Raw genomic sequence first — 22,153 nt, 5'->3', positions numbered from 1 at the left:
TTTATTATAAATAGCGTTCTAAAATCACATTCTTGTGATGCAATTCATGACCGAGTGTTATATATCCAATAGCCCTAACAGATACACTGTAATTTGAAGCTGTTCCTAAACGTAGTAAATCTTCACTTGTAAAAGTTTCAAATAGACTTATTGTAGCATTTCGAACACTTTCATATTCCGCTAACAAACTTTCGTATTCTCTATTATTTGCATTAGCCGTAATTACATAATCATTTTCCTCAAATCCTGGCAAAGCAGTTTTGTCATTTCTTGCAATTCGTAAAGCTCTGTAGGCAAATATTCGCTCTGCGTCAATTAAGTGCAGGATAACATCCTTTATAGTCCACTTCCCTTCTGCATATCGAAATTCATGTTTAAATACTGGAATCGATTTAAAGAAATGTAGTATTTCTTCTTTTTGTTTTACTAATCCTTTAACTATATCTTGTTCTGGAACTAATTTGATATAATTCTCGTAATATGGAGCAAATTCGTTTGGTTGTAAATTTTTCATAACAATATAAGATATAAAAAAAGCCTCATTAAGAGGCTTTCGTATTTTACAATTCTTTAAAAATCGTATGCATTAAACGTTTTTTATCGTTGATGCTCTCTTCTAAAGAAATCATGGTTTCAGTTCTGTAAACACCTTCGATATCGTCAATCATGAAGATAACTTCTTTAGCATGTTTAGTGTCTTTAGCTCTAATTTTACAGAAAATATTAAATTTTCCAGTAGTTACGTGAGCAACTGTTACGAATGGAATCTGATTGATACGCTCTAAAACGAATTTAGTTTGAGACGTGTTGTGCAAGAAAACTCCAACATAAGCAATGAAAGAATATCCTAATTTTTCATAATCTAATGTCAAAGAAGAACCTTGAATGATTCCTGCATCTTCCATTTTTTTCACCCTAACATGTACCGTTCCTGCAGAAATTAATAATTTTTTTGCAATATCTGTAAAAGGAACTCTCGTGTTATCAATCAACATGTCCAAAATTTGATGATCTACTTCATCTAAACGAAACTTACTCATAAGTGCTTATAATATTTGTTAAATTTTTGATTTTTATTCAAATCTGAAGCAAATTTATCAAATAATTTTTACACCATTGTTAAATTCTGTTAAATTATTGATAAAAAAATTAGCTTTTTCTTCTATTATTGGAAAATACTTTCCTTTAGAAGTAAACAAACCATTTTTGCAATCATATTCCAAATGTCCTTTAAAATCCTGCAAATCATCTATTTTAAAGATTCTTGCCTCAAATTTTAACTGACCATCTTGCACTACTTCAGTATATTGAGCTGCAAAGTTAATTATTTTTTCATCACTATTATCAATAATTTTGACATTTTTATAAATAAAATCATAAAAACATTTGTTATTTTGAGGAATCTTCAAATAATCCTTCAATTCGTTATCAACTATAACGTTTTCGTAACTCACATCAAATGAACTCAAAAGCGAAATAAAAATATAGTTTCGAACAATATCTCTATCATAATCATTTGTATAATGTCCCGCTTCAAATAAAATAGTTGGTGTATTTTGAGTCGTGAAATAATCACCCGTACAATTTACATTATAACTATCATCAAAACGTCCTACTTGATTGGGAATATAGCATTGTAACACATTATTCATCTTGTTAATTATATGAATTGCTTTTAAGCGTACATCGTTGTATTCTCTCTCTTCATTATAAGCTGGCGATAAAAAAGAAACCGTTGCAGGTAAATTATAACCTTCTGTACCAAAAATAGTTCTTTGATCGTGTAAATTATAGCAATAATCGGGTTTAAAATCTACATAAACCTCCCTTAAAACCTGCATTTCAATCTGAGTAGCATTAAAAGCATCTCTGTTTAAATCTACTTTATTCGCATTTTCCCTTGTATATAAGTAAGCTCCATCAGGGTTTAACATTGGTATACATAATAAAGTGTAATCCGATTTAATTCTATTAGCAACTTTGTTATCCGATTGTAAGAAGCTAAAAAAGTCAAATAAACCTTTTGTTGTAGTTGATTCGTTTCCATGCATTTGCGACCACATCAAAATTTTGGTTTTTCCGGTTCCAATTTTCACTTGATAAATTGCTCGTTCTTGAACTGATTTTCCAATTTGAGTAATTTCAAAATCTGAATTTAAAGATTCTAATATTGGTAAAATAGTATCTAAATGGACATACTTTCCTTTGAGTTTCGGTTCTAAATATTGAGTTGCTAATTGTAAATAATCCATGGCTTTCTTTTGATTTACAAATGTAAACAACTTATATTTTACATTTGTAAACACTAGATAACATAGTGTAGTTTACAAAAGTAAACAGGTTTAATTACGATTTATATTAACTGCTATTGTACTAATTTACAATATTAAACAAATTCAATATTAATTATATTTAATTTTGTTATTCAATAAGTTAAGCGTGATTAAATAAAGTTTTTATTTAATATATATACTGCTATTTACATCTGTAAACTTGTGTATTCTATTTATATTGTTTACATTTGTAACGTACTAAACAAAAACAACTATTTACAATGGTAAACATTGATGATTTTATTAAACGGTTAGAAATCATACTCGATTATTACAATTTATCGGCTTCTGCATTTGCTGATAAAATCAATGTGCAGCGTTCAAGTTTATCTCACCTACTCTCTGGGAGAAATAAACCTAGCTTAGATTTCATCATCAAAGTAATTGAAGTTTTTCCTGAAGTAGATTTGTATTGGATTTTAAATGGAAAAGGAAATTTTCCGAAATCAGAAAATAGTTCAACGGCTATAATAGATGATGAAAAAAATAATCTATCATTATTAAAATCTGAATCTTCAATTTCTGAACCTGACTTGTTTTCGACTGTAGAAAAAGGAATTCCTCCTGCTCTTTCAGAAAGTAATGCTGTAGAATCGATTAAAACAGAAAATAATTCTCCTGAAGAAATTGAGCGCATTGTAGTTTTTTTTAAAAACGGAACTTTCAAAAACTACAAACCATAAAAAAACTCTGAATTTCTCCAGAGTTCTTAAATAATTAAATAACTAACCTTTATCTTCGGTGTAAATAAACTGCTGTTACTCCTGCTTCTGCTCTACTCATTTGAGGTGTTGCATCTGCTGACATTGTTGGGAAAGCAAATTTTAAAACTAAACCGCCCGAATTTAAGCGTTCTGCTACATAAATTGCATTTGTTACATGGTCATAAGCAACATCGACAGGGTTTCCTAACATAGAATTAGGTCCGTACACTCTAATTTGATTGTTCATAGCAATTGTTCCCAAATTATTAGTCATATTTAGTACAGAAGTAAAGTTATTAATAACTACTAAACCACCGTCGGTTGCACTTGAAGCTAAACCTACATCAGACAACACCATTACATTATCTTGGGGAGAATATGTAATTCCATGTGTTCTAACTAAACCTTCAATTGTAACTCTTTTTGAAGCTGTAATTGTTCCTGTTGCATTTGAAAAGAAATTATTGTAAACCACTAAATCGCTTGTATTATCAGCAATAGCGTACATAGTTTCGCCTTCTAAATGAATTCCCCAAAGTTTAATATCTACGGTATAGGTATTTAAAAGTGTAAATCCAGAAGTATTTCTTTGGTATACATAAAATTTACTGATATTTCCATTTGCAGCTATTTGATCTTGAGCCACTACCACTTTATCTCCTGAAACTGTTATTTCACGAGCGTTTGTAAAATCGGATGAAGAAGAAAAAGCTAAATCTAATGTTGTTGCTGAAGAAATAATTGCGTTTCTCAATCCGTTGTAGGCTTCTACTCTATTATTAGTTCTTGAAGCCAAAACTACTTGATCTTTAAATGTATCATAGTAAACGCCATCAGCATCTGTTGAACTAATAGTAAAACTTTTTGCAGTAGGCGTTGTAGCTAATAAGTCAGTAAATGATATTTTTCCTGATGTATTACTGGTGGTTACTAATTTTAATTCCTGAGCTGGTGTTGGTATTTGATCTATTGGATCTGGTTCAGGAGTTACCATTGATGAATCGTCATCATTACAAGAAGTAAATAAAACGGCTACTAAAGCTAGAGGTAAAAATAGTTTTTTCATTTGTTAAAAGTTTTGATTTCTTCTATCTACGAAAAACTATTATTCTTGGTTTTATTTTGAGTGAAATTTATTTTATCTTTCTAATAATAAGTACTTTAAATAGATTATTCCTTTGGAACATAACTCAATTCTGGAACTTTTCCTATGACTCCTTTATAATACGATTCTAAAAATTTAATATCAGCTTCTATATTTCCGGTTGGATAAAAAGGTTCGTTGTAAACCACTTGTTTTCTTCCGTAATCAAAAGCTACTGGAACAATTGGCACATTTGCTTTTAAAGCCATGTAATAAAAACCCGTTTTCCATTCGGTTACTTTTTTTCGAGTTCCTTCTGGCGCGATTGCTAACCTAAAAACATCTTTTTCTTGAAATATTTTGGCAATTGTATCTACTTTGTTCTCGTTTTTTTGACGATTTAAAGGTGTTCCTCCTGTCCAAGTGAAAAAATAATTAAACGGAAACACAAATAATTCCTTTTTAGCTACATAATTAATTTCAATATTTAGAATACCTCGTGAAAAAATTCCAAGGAAAAAATCCCACCAACTGGTATGTGGAACCGCTATTAATACGCACTTCTTAACTTCTGGAGCAATAGTTCCAACTACTTTCCAACCGAAAATTTTACCGAAAATAAATTTGTATATAATTTGTTTCATACTAGACTATTTTGAGACAAAAATAAAATTATATTTACGATTACAAACAAAATTACATGATTAAGCGCTTATTGAGTTTTTTATTCCCTATAAAAATTCATCAAAAGAAATCGGTTTATAGTAAAAATCTGGAAGTTACCTGGAATAATGGGTATTTGGTTTTAGATTCAGAGAATACAAATTATTCTTTTGGAAGTTTGCAGCGCGTGTTAAAAAAAGGATTGAAATACATTGGTTACGAGCGCATTCAAAATTTTGAATCAATTTTAGTTTTAGGAGTTGCAGGCGGAAGCGTAATTGAGACGCTGAAAAAAGAAGTAAAATTTGAAGGTAAAATTACAGGCGTAGAAATTGATGCTGCTGTTGTAGAATTGGCAACAAAATACTTTGGATTAGAAAAACACAATAATGTTTCAATTGTAATTGATGATGCATTTGAATATGTTTTAAAAACTAAAGAAAAATATGATTTAATTATAATTGACATTTTTCAGGATACAACAATGCCAAATTTTTTATTTGAAGATTTCTTTATTAATCGTATTAACTTTTTACTTAATGTAAATGGATTTATCCTGTTTAATACTATGGTTTTAGATTATCAAAATAGAAGAAGAAATGCTGCATATAAAAGTAAATTTGACAGTAATTATTCTGTTAGATTGTATCCAAAAATTGAAGTACACAACGAATTATTTACCATTAAAAAATTAGCCTAATGCGCGTAGTAAAAAAACTTTTAGTGGGAAAAGTCAGTGAAAAGCATTCTCATCCAATTAGTCCACTTCATAAGAGAATTTCAAACATTCATTCTATTTGGAACAATGATCATGAAGATGATAATGGGATTGAGAAGATTGTTCGTTTGTTGTTATCGATTTCTCAATTGTTCTTTTTGGGAATTTATATTAAACATTTTGCCAATAAATTTGGTCATGAATATAAAGACTTAGCAATGGATTTGTATGTTTTGGCTAAGGTGATTTTTCCTTTTTTAATTCTGATAAATGACTGGCAAAATTATGACTATGTAATTTGGATATTGGTCTTTTTATTATTAGAAACGATATTGTATATCCCAACTTTGATTTTTGCTTCCGATTTATTTTCCAGACCTCGCTCTTATAAACGTTCAATGTTATTATTGTTTTTTAATTACATTGAAGTTGTGGTCTCTTTTGCAGTTTTATATACTTTGGGAGATAATATGAATAAACCTTTTGAACATTGGTTCGATTCGGTTTATTTTAGCCTAATAAGTTCAAATTCAATTGGATATGGAGATTACTACCCTATTACCACTTTTGGAAAAGTATTAGTAAGTCTTCAAGCCTTATTCTTTTTGTCGTTTGTAATCTTATTTTTAAATTTTTTCTCAACAAAAGTTAAAAGCAAAGGTTATTTTGAAGATGAAGAAATTTAAGATAACAATTTTCTCGCTTTTTCTAAATCTTCAATAGTATCAATTCCGATGCTTCCGTGCGAAGTTTCTACCATTTTGATGCGTTTTCCGTATTCTAAATAACGAAGTTGCTCTAGTTTTTCAGAAGCCTCTAATGATAACATAGGTAAACGATAAAAATCCATTAAAGCTTCTTTTCTAAAAGCATAAATTCCGATGTGTTTCATATAACGAACACCTGCATTTTCATCTCTTGGAAACGGAATTACTGAACGCGAAAAGTAAAGAGCAAAACCTTGTTGGTCCGTAATAACTTTTACGTTATTTGGATTATTAATTTCTTCTTTATCAGTAATTTGAAACATTAACGAACCCAAATCAACTTTCTTTTCGGTGTCGTTTTTAAAAACTTCGATTAACTCTTCTAACGGTTTTTTATTGATAAATGGTTCATCGCCTTGCACATTAATTACAACATCAACATCCATGTTTTCAACTGCTTCCGCAATTCTGTCGCTACCACTTTCATGCTCTTTTATCGACATGATGGCTTTTCCTCCATTCGAAATAATTTCGTTGAAAATCAAATCGGAATCCGTAACCACAAAAACATCATCAAATAAATTGGTAGAAACTGCAGCTTCATAGGTGCGAAGAATTACTGTTTTGCCACCTAAATCTTGCATTAATTTTGCAGGAAAACGTGTGGATGCATAACGAGCAGGAATTACAGCGATGATTTTCATTAGAATAAAAGGTTAAAAATTTAAATGTTTAGAAGTTTAAAATTTACTTTTTCGAAACAAAAAATCGTTTAAACAATCTAATCCCGACAAAAATAATAAGGATAACTACAATAAAAGCAATAATAGGCAAGAAAATAGCCAAAACAGATACAAAAGATGCCGTTGCTGTTTCTGTAGTAGAAACTAAATGATTTCCTATTCCGCCAGTAGTTACCGTTGATGTTGCTCTTGTTACGGCTGTTGCTGAATTTATAGCAGTAGCGGTTCCACCTCCTGCTATGATAGCTAATCCCCAAGTTATCATTGGATCTAAATCGACTAAAGTGGAAGCCATCACAACCGTTCCGGCTATTCCTGCCAAAGGAACAGCTAGAGTATCTAATAAATTATCAATATACGGAATGTAATAAGCAAGAATTTCAATTACTGTGGCTATTCCCAAACAAATAATTGCGGTTAAACTTCCAATCCAAGCAAAAGAATCGCCCACAGGAACGTATCCAAAATGTGTGGCTAAACTTAGCACAAACAAAGGAACAAACACTCTAAAACCAGCCGAAGCGGCTAATCCTATCCCAAGACAAACACTAATTATCGTTTCTAACATAGCTTAATTGTGAAAATATTCATCCTTAAATCCGATTAAATATAGTTTTTCTTCTGCACGCGTAATGGCAGTATACAACCATCTCACATAATCAATATCTATACCATTTGCTAAATAAGGTTGCTCTACAAAAACGGTTTTCCATTGACCTCCTTGCGATTTATGACACGTTATCGCATAAGAGAATTTAACTTGCAAAGCATTGAAATACTCATTTTCCTTAACTTTCTGTAATTTTTTATATTGCTGACGCTCGTCTTCATAATCCAATAACACTTCTTGATACAATTTATTCGATTCTTCATACGTTAACGAAGGTGATTCGCTCATAATTGTATCTAACATGATAACAGTATCAAACGGAATTTGATTGGGATAATCAACCATTCTGACTTTTACAGTTGCAAATTTGAATCCGTATAACTCTTGAATTTTTCTGATTTCTAAAATTTCAATGATATCGCCATTCGCAATAAAACCAGCTTCTGATTCTTCTTTTAACCAAAAATAATTATTTTTTACAACCATCATATAATCTCCAGTTGAAATTTCACTTTCCTTGGATAAAATGGAAGTTCTAATTTGTTGGTTATACTGATTGGCTCTTTTATTCGAACGTAAAATGAAAACCGTATCTTCAATACTATAATTATCATACGCCTGATGAATCGCATCTTGAATTTCATATCCATCTTGCAAACGCACAATATCTTTAAATCCTTTTAGCTTAAATTGAAAAGTATCAATAAAATGCGAATGTAATAATTCACGTAATTCAGTAGCATTATACAAAATTCCAGAATGTTCTGCCTGACGCATTACTTCATCTAATTCGATATGATGCACATTTTTTTGATAATGTAATGAAAGTGAATCAATATCCAAAGCTGGACTTACACTCATATTTACAGGCGGCAACTGGGCGGTATCTCCTATTAATAGCAATTTACAGTTTTTTCCAGCTTCTACATAAAAGAAAAGATCATCTAACAAAGAACCATTTTCATATAATTTAGAATCTTGATTCGTATCTGAAATCATAGAAGACTCGTCTACTATAAAAAGTGTGTTCTTAAATTTATTTTGTTGTAAAGTAAAACTCACTCCTCCCGTTTTATTTTTTTTAGGATAATAAATTCGCTTATGAATTGTAAATGCTGGCTTTCCTGAATAATTACTAATCACTTTTGCAGCTCTTCCTGTTGGAGCTAACAATACTGCTTTCATATTAACATCGCCCAAATTATTAATAACCGTAGAAATTATGGTTGTTTTACCCGTTCCGGCATAACCTTTGAGAACAAAAATATCATCAGAAGTCGAATTCAAAATGAAATCAGCAATTTTCTGAAAAAAAACTTCTTGTTTTTGTGTGGGTTGATGCGGAAAATTATTTTGTAATAAATTGTAAAACAGCTTATAAGTCATGAAAATGGATTTGGCCAATATTAATTTTTCAAATATACTGATGATTTTTACAAGAAATTCTTTTGTGTAGAAAAAAAAATTGTAGATTTGCGTACCTATTTAACTAAAAATAAATTATTCAAATGCTAGAAATTGCTATTTATTTAGTCGTATTGATTGTTTTAATCTTTGCATTGGTTAAACTAATTGATAAATTTGTTACACCTGGAAATAAAAAAATATTCACTGCAGTATTGTGGGGAATTTCTATTTTTCTTGTATATTTAATATACTCTTCTATTATGAAACCTATTGCGTTTCAGAATGAAAAAGAAGCTCGTTATGAAGTTGCTGTTAAAACTATGTTAGACATTAAAAAACTTCAAACAGGTTATAAATCTGTTAACGGGAAATATGCAGATACTTTTGAGGAATTAATCAAATTTGTAGAAAACGGACAATTTGAAATCATTTCTAGAAAAGATACTGCAGTTATTGACGCTGCTAAAAATGCTGCTTTCGGAATTACTGTAGGAGCTGACGGTGTTGGAGGTTTCTTTAAAGATGAAGTAATCATCACTAAATTAGGTTCTGTATCTGTTAAAGATTCATTATTCAAAAACTCTGATCGTTACAAAAGACTTAACGTTGTTAAAGTTGGAGGAGTTGAAGTTCCAGTATCTATGAAAACAGGAGTTGTTAGTAGAAACGATATGAATCTTTCTGTATTCCAAGCTATTATTGACAAAAATGCTTTATTAAAAGATTTAGATCAAGAATTAGTAAAACAAGAAAATAAAGTAGAATCTATTGACGAAATCAATGGTCCTCAAATTATTTTAGGTTCACTAGAAGAAGTAACTCTTACTGGAAACTGGCCAAAAAAATATGGTAATAACGAATAACGACATTACTCAAAAAACATACAAAAAGTTGTCCATTCAGGTTTCCTTGAGTGGACTTTCTTTTTGTGTATTTGATTTAATTTCTAACAAGGTAATGACCACGATGTCAATTCCCTTTGAAAAAAATAAAGTAATGGAAGAACAATTGTGGCGAACTTTTGTTGATTATCCAATTCTTACCAAATCATACGATGAAGTAATGGTTGTACACGATAATAATCTGAATTCACTTGTACCTACTTCCCTATTTGATGCTAACTTTTTGGCGAGTTATTTGCAATACAATACCAAAGTTTTTGAAACTGATTTTTTTACCCACGATATTATCTTTCCTTACGAAATGAATAACATTTATGTACCTTTCGTTAATATAAACAACTTTTTGTTAGACCAATATGAAACTTTTGAATATCAAAATTCGAATTCTATTTTGGTAAAACAACTACTCGATTTATCTAAAAACAAAGAAGAAAAGCAAGTGTTTGTTCACGTACAAAAAGAACACTTTGAACTAATTGTGGTTAAAAATCAACAATTGATTCTTTTCAACTCTTTTCAATACAAAACACCAGAAGATTTTATTTACTATATTTTGTTCACTTGCGAACAATTACAACTAAATCCTGAAACAATTTTGGTTCAAATATTAGGAAATTGTTCTAAAGACGATGCTTACTTTAAAATAGCTTTCCAATACATTAGAAATTGTAGTTTATTAGATGTTTCTAATAAAACTTCAATCTTAGATGTTACGCCTACTGCTTTAAGAAATCACTTTATATTATATCATTCATGAGAATTATCTCCGGAAAACACAAAGGGCGAAGATTAGTTGCACCTAAAAATTTACCTGTTCGTCCTACAACCGATATGTGTAAGGAATCGTTATTTAATATTTTGAATAACTATTTTAATTTACATGGATTAAAAGTACTCGACTTGTTTGCTGGAACTGGTAATATCAGTTACGAATTTGCTTCTCGTGGCGCTGGACCAATTACAAGTGTTGATGGTGATATGGGTTGTGTCAATTTCATCAAAAAAACTTCAAACGATTTAGATTTAGATATTAGCGTTATCAAAAGTGATGTTTTCAAATTCTTAGAAAAAAGTAAAGCAAGTTATGACATAATTTTTGCAGATCCTCCTTATGATTTAGGTCAGGAAAATTTTGAAAAAATTATTCAGCTTATTTTTGAAAACGAAATTTTAGATGAAGAAGGTATGTTGATTGTAGAACATTCCAAACATACGAAACTAGAACACCTAACAAATTTCTCATTTTCGAAAAGTTATGGCGGTTCAGTATTTTCTTTTTACGAATTTGAAAGCGACGAAGAAGAAGATATTGAAGAGGAAGACGAAGGATAAAATTTGTAATATGTTAAAGAATAATAAATTAAGAGCTAGAAATTTAATCATTATATTTTCAATAATATTTATTTTAAATATCATTGCTATTATTTCTGATTTGATGCAATATTCAATGCTAAATTCCTTAGAGGGTTTTACTATAGAAGAAGCTGAATTAAACGATTTAAGAAAGTCAATTATTGGAATAATAATGTTTAGTGTTTACGTTTGTTGTTATATTTTATTCATACTTTGGTTTAGAAGAGCATATTATAATTTACATCAAGTAGTAAAACATCTTGAACATAGCGAAGGATGGGCTGCTGGCGCATGGTTTGTTCCTATTCTAAATTTTTTCAGACCTTATCAAATAATGAGGGAACTTTATGTAGAATCTGAAAAATATATTTCAAAAATTAAACCAGACTATACAAAAAAATTAAATGTAACTTTTGTTGGACTTTGGTGGACATTATGGATAATTGCTTCTTTCCTAGAAAGAATTGGTATGAGATTAAATTTAAAAGCTGAAACTTTAGATGAAATTATCAATGCAACAACAATTAATTTGATAAACGAAATTTTTACCATACCACTTTGCTTAATAATTATAAAAGTAATCAAAGATTATAGTGTGGTAGAAAATGAATTATTTGATACGGAAAAATCAAAAAGTATTGAAATTACTAATGAACCTATTCCTTTAATTGAATAAAAAAGCAGACCTATAAGCCGGATTCTGTCTCCGAAAATCGAAGCCTTATCATTTATCTAGATTATGCATTACTGCATAACTCAAGCTGTCTACCCTTCAACATCGGACGAGTCGCCCTTATTCTGATTACTCAGAAACTGCTGATATACTTGACATTTCACCGCATAGAGTTTACCTGGTTTCACTACAGCATTACCTGTACATACTTTCTGTTGCACTTGTCCTCGCCTTTCAACGGACGGGCGTTACCCGCTATGCTACTCTTTGGTGTCCGGACTTTCCTCCCATGCTTACACACGGACGATAAGGCGGTCTGCGGTGCAAACTTACAATAAAATATAATGATTTTTTAACTTTTATTCAAAGAGTTTAACGTTTTGTAGGGTATTTGCCCAAATTAAAAACTGTAAATTTATATGCCCTTAACAATCAATATCATGACAAACATATATAAGTACGCATCCGTCTCGGTTGCATTAAAACAATTGAGAAATGAAGGCTTTACATACGATTTTAATCTAAACTCAGAAGAGATTATTTTACATCCCGAAAATTATATTGTAAATCAAATTTATCAATATGAAGGAAATTCAAGTCCAGATGATAGTGCAATCGTTTATGCTATTGTTTCAAAATTTGGACTTAAAGGTGTTTTTGTAACAGGTTCTTCTGCTAATTCTGTAGATGAAAATGCACATTTTATTTCGAAATTAGTAATAAAAAATAGAAACGACACCCATTTATAATCTCATTTTTTCTTAGGCAAATTGTGAATAACTTTTATAAAGATTCTTTTCAAATTGGAATTTGGAACTTGTTTTTTGGAATTTCACAACCTATATTTGTAAATCAATAATTCGTATGGAACAATTTATAGTATCTGCCAGAAAATACCGTCCACAAACATTTAAAGATGTTGTGGGGCAGCAGGCTATTACGAATACTTTATTGAATGCTATTGAAACCAATCACTTAGCACAAGCCTTATTGTTTACTGGACCTCGTGGGGTTGGAAAAACTACTTGTGCCCGTATTTTAGCTCGAAAAATCAATCAAGAAGGTTATGATGATCCGTATGAGGATTTCTCTTTTAACGTTTTTGAATTAGATGCTGCTTCTAACAATGGTGTAGATGATATCAGAAGTATTATCGACCAAGTTAGAATACCGCCACAAACAGGAAAATATAAGGTTTACATTATTGACGAGGTGCACATGCTTTCACAAGCTGCTTTTAATGCTTTCCTGAAAACATTAGAAGAACCGCCAAAACATGCTATTTTTATTTTAGCAACTACCGAAAAACATAAAATTATCCCAACGATTTTATCGCGTTGTCAAATATTTGATTTCAAAAGAATTACGGTTAAAGATGCAAAAGAACATTTAGCCGAAATTGCTAAAGAACAAGGTGTTGCTTACGAAGATGATGCTTTACACATCATTGCTCAAAAAGCAGATGGTGCTATGCGTGATGCTTTGTCAATTTTTGACAGAGTAGTTTCATATTGCGGAAAAAACCTTACCAGACAAGCCGTTACCGAAAATTTAAACGTATTAGATTTTGAATATTACATAAAAATCACCGATTTAATTTTAGAAAATAAAATTCCAGATTTATTAGTTGCTTACAATGATATTTTAGCAAAAGGTTTTGACGGACATCATTTTATTGCAGGTTTAGCATCGCATTTTAGAGATTTATTGGTTTGTAAAAATCCTGCAACTTTACCTTTATTGGAAGCAGGTGAACAAGCGCAAGCTTTATATGCAGCGCAATCGCATAAAGCAATGCACGACTTTTTAATAAAAGGAATTGAATTGGCAAACGAATGTGATTTGAAATTTAAAGTCAGTCAAAATCAGCGACTTTTAGTTGAACTTTGTTTGATGCAATTAGCCTCTATCACTTTTGATGGAGAAAAAAAAAAGTAGCTAAATTTATCATTCCTGCTACTTATTACAAGAACAACTCCTACTCTATTACTGAAGTTTCAACGATTAAAGCACAAATTCCAACAGAGGAATCAAAACCTGTTGTAGTTGCTGAAACGATTGTAAAAGAACCTATAGTTACGGAAATTCCTCAAGTTCAAAATGAAGTAGCTGCGCCAATAGTTCCAGAAATTCCAAAACCAGTTCTTACCAATTTAAATCCGACAGGAACAAAAGTTTCGGCACTTTCATTAGCGAGTATTAAAGCTAAAAAAGACTTAGAAGCCCGACAAAATCAGCATCAAAAACACAAAGAAGAATTGCCTTCGGAAGTTTTTAACGAAACCGATATGTTGTTGCAATGGAATAAATTTGCTCAAAAAATGACGGATTCTGGAAAGCGTTTAATGGCGACTTACATGCAAATGAATGATCCAACCTTAAACGGAACCACCATTACTTTAGAACTTCCTAATCAAAGTACAAAAGAGGAATTTTTAACGGGTTGCCATGAATTAATAGGTTATTTAAGAGGAAAATTACACAACCACGACATTACTATTGAAGTTGTGGTAAATGAAACTGTTGAAAACAAATACGCTTTTACACCACAAGAAAAATTTGAACGATTAAAACAAATTAATCCTACAATTGAATTGTTGAGAAAGACTTTTGATTTGGATGTTTAGATTTTTTTGATTTTTGAAACTTGCTTTCATTTACATTAAAAAACTCTAATTTATCAAATCATTCATTTAAGCATCAGATTTTATTCCAAAATCCGGAAATAGTTATTCAAGTAAACCGCTGTTGTAGGCGGTTTTTATTTTTAAAATCCTAATTGTTTTCTAAATTCTAAATTCAAGTTATATTGCTCTTCAATTGTAACAACTTTTTTCGATGATTTCTCAATATCTTTACCTTCTTTTGTCCATAAATAAGGGAAGAAATTAAAAACTTTATCGCAATTTAGTTTTGCTACATCTTCTTTATAGGTTTTCCATCTGAAGTCATTATAAAATTCATCAAGATCATTATTAAAGCAAAAAATTAAAAATTCAGTATATGTTATATCAAGAGGTTCGAATTCTAAACTATCGGGAGCAAAATAATAGATTTTCCCAAAGTCGTTTCCAAGTCCGCCACCATTCAATATAAAGAATCCACCAATTGCATCATCTGCGACTAGTAGAAATGGTGATGTTTGCCCAAATTCCATAAAACTTTTACCAAGATTCCATTCGGGCAAACTTCGGTTTAATTTTGCACTTCCAGAACCTAAAATTCTAATCCAACCATTATCTATTAAAATTCCGCCCGTTTCGAATATGATTGAACCCATTGGAGAGCGTGTTGTAACTTGAGTTTTAAATAATGCATCCTTTGCTTTTTGTTTATCAACTGACAAGATTTCAACTTTATTTTTTGCAGACTTTGCCAACTCAGTTACTAATGGCCAACCAGAATCGGATTCATTTATTAGTTCTTCAATTGGTCGCATTTTTTTCTGTGAAAATATTGTTTGTGAAAATATTACTAAAATTATAAATGTAAATTTCTTCATTTGCAGTTTCGTTTTAAAATAGCTACTAACTAATAAACATCATCAAATCTTCCCATAATACATCGCCTTCACGATACCATCAGATAATCCAATTTTTGGAACATAAATATGTCTTGCTCCACTCCATTTCATGGCGTTTAAATAGATTCTTGTTGCTGGAATAATTACATCGGCACGGTCTGGGTTTAAACCTAAATCGGCAATACGTTGTTCGTAGGTCATACTGTTTAACTTTTGATATTGCGATTGCACATACATGTAAGACAGTGGTTTATCTTGGTTTTTCTCCGATAATTTGAATAATTTATTGATGTTTCCACCAGAACCAATTAGTGTAATATTTTCGAATGGTTCTACATTGGCTTTAATCCATTTTTCCATTTCTTGCCAAACGATATCGTTCACCATTTCATTTAACAAGCGAACGGTTCCGTTTTTGAACGATTTTGAAGCAATAATTTTTCCTTCGAAAAACAGAGAGAATTCGGTACTTCCACCACCAACATCTACATATAAATACGCTTTATCAGAAGTTATAAATTGTTTTAAATCGGAAGCTGCAATAATAGCTGCTTCTTTTTTACCATCAATAATATCAATTTTAATATCAGCTTTTTTCTTAATGATTTCGACAACTTCTTTTCCATTATACGCTTCTCGCATGGCTGAAGTTGCGCAAGCACGATATTGTTCTACTTTGTGAACTTTCATTAATAATTTAAATGCTTTCATGGCATCTACCATTCGATCGATATTTTCTTCTGAAATTTCGCCAACCGTAAACGCATCTTGACCCAAACGAATTGGAACACGAACCAAGGAACTTTTGTTGAATTGAGGAGCGCAACCTTCTTGCTCTACAATATTTGTTACCAATAACCTCATGGCATTGGAACCGATATCGATAGCCGCGTATTTTTTTATTGTAATCATCTATCTTTTATTATTGCACATCTTCTGCAATTACGTCTAACTTGTTTTGATAATAATTGTACATTTCTTGTTGAGCTCTGAACGGTTTTTCATCGCCGCGTTTTCTGTACTGATTTAGTAAATCGGCTGAATGAATTCTTGCTTTTACATTGGCTTTCCAACCAATTTCAAACGTTTCAATTAATTCTTTTTTAATTTCAGGATCGTAAATAGGACACGTTACTTCTACCCTTGCATCTAAATTACGTGTCATGAAATCGGCCGACGAAATATACACTTCAGGATCGCCTGCATTTCCGAAAATGTAAATTCGGGAATGTTCTAAATAATTATCAACGATACTAATCGCTTCAATATTTTCGCTTAATCCTTTTACACCTGGAATTAAACAGCAAATTCCTCTAATGATCAATTGAACTTTTACTCCAGCTTTACTAGCTTCATACAATTTATCCGTCATTTTAAAATCGGATATACTGTTCATTTTCAATTTAATATACGCTTCTTTTCCGGAAAGAGCATTTAAAATTTCTCTATCGATTAACTTATTAAAACGAGTTCGTGTATAATGAGGCGAAACTATTAAATGTTTGTAACGATGCACTCGATAGTTCACATCAAAGAAATCGAAAATCTTAGCAGCATCTTTTAAAATTTCAGCATTACTTGTAAATAAAGTCACATCTGTATATACTTTTGCCGAATTTTCATTAAAATTTCCTGTTGAAACTAATCCGTAACGTTTCACTCTTCCATCTTCAATGCGCTCGATAACACAAATTTTACTGTGTACTTTTAAACCTTTAACACCAAAAATCAATTCAATTCCTTCGGTTTGCATTTGTTCGGAATAAGAAATATTACTCTCTTCATCAAAACGCGCTTGTAATTCGATTTGAACGGTTACTTTTTTTCCGTTTTTAGCCGCATTTATCAAAGAACTCACGATTTGAGAATTCTTAGCCAAACGATACAATGTAATTTTTATAGAAGCTACTTTAGGATCTAAAGCCGCTTCTCGCAAAAATTTAATGATATAAGAAAAAGACTGATAAGGTGCGTAAAGCAAGTAATCTTTCTTTTTAATTCGTTCTAAAATACTTCCTTCTAATGATAATCCTTGAACGGGTAATGGTAGATTTTCTCTGTATAATAAATCGTAACGACCCAAATTTGGGAAGTTCATATAATCTCTACGATTGTGATATCTTCCTCCAGGAATAATACTATCAGAACTTAAAATATTCATTCCTTTTAGGAAAAATTCCAAAGTATCTTTACCAATGGCTTGATCATAAACAAAACGAACGGGTTCACCTACTCTTCTTTCTTTAACCGAGTTAGAAATTTTTTCCATTAAACTTTTACTCAAATCACTATCGAATTCTAACTGAGCATCACGGGTAATTTTAATCATGTTAGCCGAAATGCTTTCATAATCAAATATATTAAAGATACTATTTAAGTTAAGACGTATAACATCATCTAAAAGAATAATATACTGCTTTTCAGAATTTGAAGGTAAAACTACAAATCGATTAATCGTATTCGGAATTTCAATAACAGCATAACGAATTTCTTTTTGAGGAATTCCCGAATTCATTACTAATTTTATGGCTAAATATCCTGAAGTATCTTTTAGAAGCGGAAATTCTTCTAAGTCATTTAACATGATAGTTACTACAGCCGGACTTACCTTTTGAATGAAATAATCGTGAATAAAAATCTCTTGATCTTTAGTTACTTGCTTTTCGTTAATAATATAGATATTCTCTTTTTCTAATTTTTTTTCGATTTCACTTAATATACGTAAGCTTTCCGATTGTTGTTCGATAACAATATCGGTAATTTCTTTAAGCAATTGCTCAGCTGGAACACCTAGAATTTTTTCGGTATCAGAAGTTTCAAGACTCATACGACGAATGGCCGCGTAACGAACTCTGAAAAACTCATCTAAATTATTGGAAAAAATTCCAAGAAAACGAAATCTATCTAATAAAGGTACATTCTCATCATTAGCTTCTTGAAGTACTCTTGCGTTAAATGTTAACCAACTTTTTTCTCTATCTATATAGTTATTTGTAGGATTGTTCATTTTTAAACTGGCTTGGAAATAATGTTGCTTTAGTTTGTCCTTGTGAGATGTTATTCCAATCATCAGTATCAAATTGCAAAGCAACTACACCAGATGTTGGCACATTATCTATATAAAGGTCTCCAAATTTATTAACAAATTTTGTAATAGCTTCATTATGTCCGAAAAGAATTAGGCTATCATATGAATTTTCACATTTTTTTATGCTTTTTTCTAAGCTCTTAGCATCAAAAGTGTACAAATCCTCTGAAAACCGAATTGTTTCTAAAGGAATAGACAAGTATTGTGAAAAAATAAAAGCCGTTTCTTGTGTTCGTTTTGCTTTACTGCACCAAACAATGTAAGATGGAGGTAAAATTTTTGGTGTTTTAGAAGCGATTAAATGCGCATCCTTAACACCCCGTTGTGAGATAGATCTGTCAATATCCTGAACTGGTGCATCCCAACTTGATTTAGAATGTCTAATAAGTATTAAATTTTTCATAGTTATTAGTTTAGAAAATTAAATTACTCATTTTTTTTGAATTAGAAGTTAAAGCTTTTATCAATTTTAAGTTAGTTAATAGATTTTTTTTAACACTTTATCGAAAACACAACACTAATTGTAGCTAACTATTAGTTTTTGAGTAATTTAGCTATAACAAAAAATTGTGCTACCCCATTTTTTTCTGAACTTAACTTCATTTTTTACCCCTAAACCCAACCTTAAAATCAACTTACTGTAATCATTAATTTAGTAAAATTATTATTATGGAAAGTTTATTAAAATTAAAACGTAGAACATTAGTTTTATGTTTTTTTTACCTGAGTATAATTAGTAGTAAAGCTCAACAAATTCACAATTATAATGATGTTGTGTTTCAATCTAACAATGAACTAAAAAGCAAAGTTGACTTTATTCTTAATTCAAATGACTTAGTTTCTACAGAATCTAACCATTTCTCTAGAAGTTCATCTACTAGTCCAACTATTTTAGACATTCGTTATGAACGTTTAAACCTTATAAATCGAATAGATACTTCTCAAATATCTAATCTAAAGTATTGTATTCTTAGACTAAGAAATAATGTTAATCCTATTAATTTGGAAGCTATTAACGTGCTAACAAATTTAGAATTACTACACATTATTATTGAAACAGATTATATAAGCTATCCAACTGTGATAAACCTTAATAATCTTAATTTAATTATAACTTATCAAATAAGTGTTCCACAATAAATCTCAAATTATGAAAACAAAAAATTACTCATCAGATGTAAGTTTTAGTGGAAAGTATTTAATATTAGTTGTGTTTTTAATATGTAGTTATGCTATGCATTCTCAAGTAAGAGTGGGTTTTACTCCAAGAGAGCCTATTTCATCACCTTCAACAAGTATTTACAACATTAAGGGAGATTTTACAATAATAGGAAACACTAATTTAACACTTAACAATTACGATGTAAATGAACCAAATAGCAATAACAACATGGTATATGTCGATGTTGATGGAAATTCAAATACTTTCAATTCATCAAGTGCAAATTTGACTTTTTCAACTGAAAATGGAGCCATTCCTGAATGTTCAAAAATAGTTTTTGCTGGTTTATACTGGACAGGAAGAGCATCAGATGGTTCAAATAGTCCAGATACTTTTAACGTCACAAAAAACTCAGTTACTAAAACGTTTAATAAAAGGAAAGTTCAATTAAAAGGTCCATCAGCAGCTACTTATACAGAAATTACAGCTGGAACCAATGATATTTATTATCCACAGAACAATGATGGTTTTATGTATTCTGCATTTGCAGAAATTACAGAATACGTAAAAACAAATGGTTTAGGTCAATATACAGTTGCTGACATCGCACTTGTAGAAGGAAATGGTGGTGGAACAGGTTATTATGGAGGTTGGGGAATCATTGTAGTTTATGAAAACTCTAAAATGAAATGGCGTGATATTACCATTTTTGATGGTCATGCTTATGTGCAAGGAAGTACGACTGTAAGTCATCAAATTCCAATTTCTGGATTTAATGCTGTTCAGACAGGTCAAGTAAATATTAAACTCGGATTAATGGCTGGTGAAGGAGATAGAAGTATTAGTGGAGATTATTTCAATATACTTAGATCAAGTGATAATAATTGGCAAGCCCTAAATCATACAGACAACTCAACAAATAATTTTTTCAATTCATCCATTCAAACTGGTGGTAATACAAGGAGTCCAAATCTTGTAAACAATACTGGATTAGATATTTCAATGTTTAATATTCCTAATCCAGGTAATACAGTGATAGCAAATAATCAAACATCTACTACACTAAGATATGGCTCAACGCAAGACACTTATGTTATCTTTATGGCTGCTATGGCTGTTGATGCATATATTCCAGATCCAGAAGGTGTTATGTCCTTAGTTACAATAAATGGATTACCTGCAACTAGCACAACTACAGTAACTCCTGGACAAGAAATTGAATACTCAATAAAAATTTTAAATGAAGGAACTGAAAGCATAAATAATACACAAATAAAAATTCAATTACCTTACACAACAACATTTGTAAATGGTAGTCAATCGGGCATAATAAATTTTAGTCCACTACCTACTCCAAACAATGTTTATTTTAACCCAAGTGATGGCCCTTCTGGAAGTTTGATTTGGGATATTGGCACACTTCCTGTTCCTAACACTCCAACAACAGTTTTAGGAGAACTAAAATATAAAGTTAGAATTACCGAAGATTGTTTTCTTTTAAAAAATCCAAATTGTGTTCCTTCAGCATCATTATACGGTTTTATAAATGGTATTGGTGCTGTAACTGGTATTCAAATTATTAATAAACCATTTATTCAAGGATACGTTAGTAGTGGATTATGCTTAGGAGACCCAATTTTAGATCCTATTACAACAACTATTGATGCTACAAACTTTATTAATCAAAACTGTCAAAATACGAATACTGAACTGGTTTTTAATTATTGTAGTCCAATATCTCAAGTTCCTTTCAATTCAATTGCATCAAATTATCCTATTGGAACACAATTTTACAATAGTTATCCAGTAACAGGAAATACAATTGAATATACAAGTTCAAATCCATTTCCAAATACACTAGGAAGTATGGATTACTATGCCGTACCACCAAATGCTAATGGTTGTTATTATACCTTACAAATTATTATTGTTGGAAGCCCTACAATTACATCTCCACAAGCTGTTAATTTAAATGGATGCAATACCTCGGTAATTACTCCTTTAGTATATAGTGAAACACTTATTAATATTAGCCTTCAAGATTTTATTAATGCAGGTGGAAACGTATCCAATAATCAATTAAATTATAACATTTCTTATGTTGATACTACAAATGGTAATTGTCCTCTTGTTGTAACAAGAACATTTACAATAATTACATCATGTAGCACTCAAACAATTATACAAACTTTTAATATCAACGACGATACTGATCCAACAATCACCACTCAAGCTGCTAACTTAGAAGTACAATGTGATGGCAATGGAAATACTACTCAACTAAACGCTTGGTTAGCTTCCAACGGTGGTGCTGTAGCTTCGGATGTTTGTTCGAATGTAACTTGGACAAATAACTTCGCATCAGTTTCTGATACGTGTGGAGCAACGGGTTCAGCTACAGTAACTTTTACTGCTACTGATGATTGTGGAAACACTTCTACTACTTCAGCAACCTTTACCATCATTGACGATACTGATCCAAC

Annotated in this window: 23 protein-coding genes and 1 other RNA gene; 11 read left to right on the top strand and 13 right to left on the bottom strand. The window is 30.8% G+C overall.

Annotated elements, in window-relative coordinates; genetic code table 11:
- Positions 1 to 4: 4 nt before the first annotated feature.
- From B2741_RS03515 to B2741_RS03505, 3 genes are read right to left on the bottom strand one after another with little or no spacing between them, the layout of a single operon-like run.
- The gene (locus tag B2741_RS03515) at positions 5 to 514 is read right to left on the bottom strand and encodes a DinB family protein (protein ID WP_291135495.1); all 510 of its coding nucleotides are present in this window, start codon (positions 512 to 514) and stop codon (positions 5 to 7) included.
- 46 nt (positions 515 to 560) lie between these two features.
- Positions 561 to 1,040, bottom strand: coding sequence for an Lrp/AsnC family transcriptional regulator (locus B2741_RS03510; protein ID WP_026726210.1), 480 nt, complete (start codon positions 1,038 to 1,040; stop codon positions 561 to 563).
- A 57-nt stretch (positions 1,041 to 1,097) separates the two neighbouring features.
- Positions 1,098 to 2,252 (bottom strand): M14 family metallopeptidase, encoded by a 1,155-nt coding sequence (locus B2741_RS03505; protein WP_291135493.1) that lies wholly within the window; start codon positions 2,250 to 2,252, stop codon positions 1,098 to 1,100.
- A 302-nt stretch (positions 2,253 to 2,554) separates the two neighbouring features.
- On the opposite strand from B2741_RS03505, the gene B2741_RS03500 reads away from it, so the two are divergent.
- Positions 2,555 to 3,016: a helix-turn-helix domain-containing protein gene (locus B2741_RS03500; protein ID WP_291135492.1), complete on the top strand. Its 462-nt coding sequence runs from the start codon at positions 2,555 to 2,557 to the stop codon at positions 3,014 to 3,016.
- 49 nt (positions 3,017 to 3,065) lie between these two features.
- Here the strand turns inward: B2741_RS03500 and B2741_RS03495 are convergent, their stop codons facing one another.
- Both B2741_RS03495 and B2741_RS03490 read right to left on the bottom strand, forming a co-directional pair.
- Positions 3,066 to 4,103: a hypothetical protein gene (locus B2741_RS03495; protein ID WP_291135491.1), complete on the bottom strand. Its 1,038-nt coding sequence runs from the start codon at positions 4,101 to 4,103 to the stop codon at positions 3,066 to 3,068.
- Positions 4,104 to 4,207: 104 nt separating this feature from the next.
- Complete coding sequence (locus B2741_RS03490; RefSeq protein ID WP_291135490.1) at positions 4,208 to 4,765, bottom strand: 1-acyl-sn-glycerol-3-phosphate acyltransferase; 558 nt, start codon at positions 4,763 to 4,765, stop codon at positions 4,208 to 4,210.
- Between the two features lie 56 nt (positions 4,766 to 4,821).
- Between B2741_RS03490 and B2741_RS03485 the strand changes: the two genes are divergently transcribed.
- A complete protein-coding gene (locus B2741_RS03485; protein WP_291135489.1) occupies positions 4,822 to 5,484 on the top strand; it encodes a spermidine synthase in 663 nt (220 codons plus the stop codon).
- Positions 5,484 to 6,188 carry a potassium channel family protein gene (locus tag B2741_RS03480; protein ID WP_291135488.1) on the top strand — a complete coding sequence of 235 codons (705 nt, stop codon included), beginning with the start codon at positions 5,484 to 5,486 and terminating at the stop codon, positions 6,186 to 6,188. Before B2741_RS03485 ends, B2741_RS03480 begins: the two co-directional genes overlap by 1 nt.
- Here B2741_RS03480 and kdsB read toward each other — a convergent pair.
- From kdsB to B2741_RS03465, 3 genes are read right to left on the bottom strand one after another with little or no spacing between them, the layout of a single operon-like run.
- A complete protein-coding gene (gene kdsB, locus B2741_RS03475; RefSeq protein WP_291135487.1) occupies positions 6,185 to 6,913 on the bottom strand; it encodes a 3-deoxy-manno-octulosonate cytidylyltransferase in 729 nt (242 codons plus the stop codon). The two genes, B2741_RS03480 and kdsB, sit on opposite strands and share 4 nt — an antisense overlap.
- Positions 6,914 to 6,956: 43 nt before the next feature.
- Positions 6,957 to 7,520, bottom strand: a complete 564-nt coding sequence (locus tag B2741_RS03470) for a DUF4126 domain-containing protein (RefSeq protein WP_291135486.1) — start codon at positions 7,518 to 7,520, stop codon at positions 6,957 to 6,959.
- Positions 7,521 to 7,523: 3 nt separating this feature from the next.
- Entirely contained in the window at positions 7,524 to 8,948 is a 1,425-nt protein-coding gene (locus tag B2741_RS03465) for an ATP-dependent DNA helicase (protein WP_291135485.1), read from the bottom strand.
- Positions 8,949 to 9,070: 122 nt separating this feature from the next.
- Here B2741_RS03465 and B2741_RS03460 point away from each other — a divergent pair, with 122 nt between their 5' ends.
- Genes B2741_RS03460 through B2741_RS03445 form a run of 4 tightly spaced genes read left to right on the top strand, consistent with a single transcriptional unit; the run spans position 9,071 to position 11,900 of the window.
- Positions 9,071 to 9,832 (top strand): hypothetical protein, encoded by a 762-nt coding sequence (locus B2741_RS03460; RefSeq protein ID WP_291135484.1) that lies wholly within the window; start codon positions 9,071 to 9,073, stop codon positions 9,830 to 9,832.
- Positions 9,816 to 10,628 carry a DUF3822 family protein gene (locus tag B2741_RS03455; RefSeq protein ID WP_291135483.1) on the top strand — a complete coding sequence of 271 codons (813 nt, stop codon included), beginning with the start codon at positions 9,816 to 9,818 and terminating at the stop codon, positions 10,626 to 10,628. The genes B2741_RS03460 and B2741_RS03455 overlap by 17 nt, the downstream gene beginning before the upstream one ends.
- Positions 10,625 to 11,203: a 16S rRNA (guanine(966)-N(2))-methyltransferase RsmD gene (gene rsmD, locus B2741_RS03450; protein ID WP_291135482.1), complete on the top strand. Its 579-nt coding sequence runs from the start codon at positions 10,625 to 10,627 to the stop codon at positions 11,201 to 11,203. The genes B2741_RS03455 and rsmD overlap by 4 nt, the downstream gene beginning before the upstream one ends.
- Before the next feature lie 10 nt (positions 11,204 to 11,213).
- Positions 11,214 to 11,900: a DUF4328 domain-containing protein gene (locus B2741_RS03445; protein WP_291135480.1), complete on the top strand. Its 687-nt coding sequence runs from the start codon at positions 11,214 to 11,216 to the stop codon at positions 11,898 to 11,900.
- On the opposite strand, the gene rnpB is transcribed toward B2741_RS03445, so the two are convergent.
- Positions 11,898 to 12,220, bottom strand: an RNA gene (gene rnpB, locus B2741_RS03440) — RNase P RNA component class A. The genes B2741_RS03445 and rnpB overlap by 3 nt on opposite strands.
- A gap of 117 nt (positions 12,221 to 12,337) precedes the next feature.
- Here rnpB and B2741_RS03435 point away from each other — a divergent pair.
- The 3 genes from B2741_RS03435 (at position 12,338) to B2741_RS03425 (ending at position 14,524) form a co-directional block, all read left to right on the top strand.
- Positions 12,338 to 12,646, top strand: coding sequence for a hypothetical protein (locus B2741_RS03435; RefSeq protein WP_291135478.1), 309 nt, complete (start codon positions 12,338 to 12,340; stop codon positions 12,644 to 12,646).
- A gap of 115 nt (positions 12,647 to 12,761) precedes the next feature.
- Entirely contained in the window at positions 12,762 to 13,835 is a 1,074-nt protein-coding gene (dnaX, locus tag B2741_RS03430; protein ID WP_291135476.1) for a DNA polymerase III subunit gamma/tau, read from the top strand.
- Between the two features lie 320 nt (positions 13,836 to 14,155).
- Positions 14,156 to 14,524: a DNA polymerase III gene (locus B2741_RS03425; protein WP_291135474.1), complete on the top strand. Its 369-nt coding sequence runs from the start codon at positions 14,156 to 14,158 to the stop codon at positions 14,522 to 14,524.
- Between the two features lie 140 nt (positions 14,525 to 14,664).
- On the opposite strand, the gene B2741_RS03420 is transcribed toward B2741_RS03425, so the two are convergent.
- From B2741_RS03420 to B2741_RS03405, 4 genes are read right to left on the bottom strand one after another with little or no spacing between them, the layout of a single operon-like run.
- Positions 14,665 to 15,399, bottom strand: coding sequence for a DUF2625 domain-containing protein (locus B2741_RS03420; protein WP_291135472.1), 735 nt, complete (start codon positions 15,397 to 15,399; stop codon positions 14,665 to 14,667).
- 42 nt (positions 15,400 to 15,441) lie between these two features.
- Entirely contained in the window at positions 15,442 to 16,332 is an 891-nt protein-coding gene (locus B2741_RS03415; protein WP_291135470.1) for a Ppx/GppA phosphatase family protein, read from the bottom strand.
- A gap of 10 nt (positions 16,333 to 16,342) precedes the next feature.
- The gene (gene ppk1 / locus B2741_RS03410; RefSeq protein ID WP_291135467.1) at positions 16,343 to 18,427 is read right to left on the bottom strand and encodes a polyphosphate kinase 1; all 2,085 of its coding nucleotides are present in this window, start codon (positions 18,425 to 18,427) and stop codon (positions 16,343 to 16,345) included.
- Positions 18,408 to 18,911, bottom strand: coding sequence for a SixA phosphatase family protein (locus B2741_RS03405; protein WP_291135465.1), 504 nt, complete (start codon positions 18,909 to 18,911; stop codon positions 18,408 to 18,410). The genes ppk1 and B2741_RS03405 overlap by 20 nt, the downstream gene beginning before the upstream one ends.
- Positions 18,912 to 19,658: 747 nt before the next feature.
- Between B2741_RS03405 and B2741_RS03400 the strand changes: the two genes are divergently transcribed.
- The coding region (locus tag B2741_RS03400; protein WP_291135463.1) for a hypothetical protein at positions 19,659 to 22,153 on the top strand (2,495 nt) is incomplete at its 3' end.

This window comes from Flavobacterium sp. UBA7663 (genome assembly GCF_002483315.1).
Classification (GTDB): Bacteria; Bacteroidota; Bacteroidia; order Flavobacteriales; family Flavobacteriaceae; genus Flavobacterium.
This window is presented reverse-complemented; position numbering and strand designations above follow the sequence as displayed.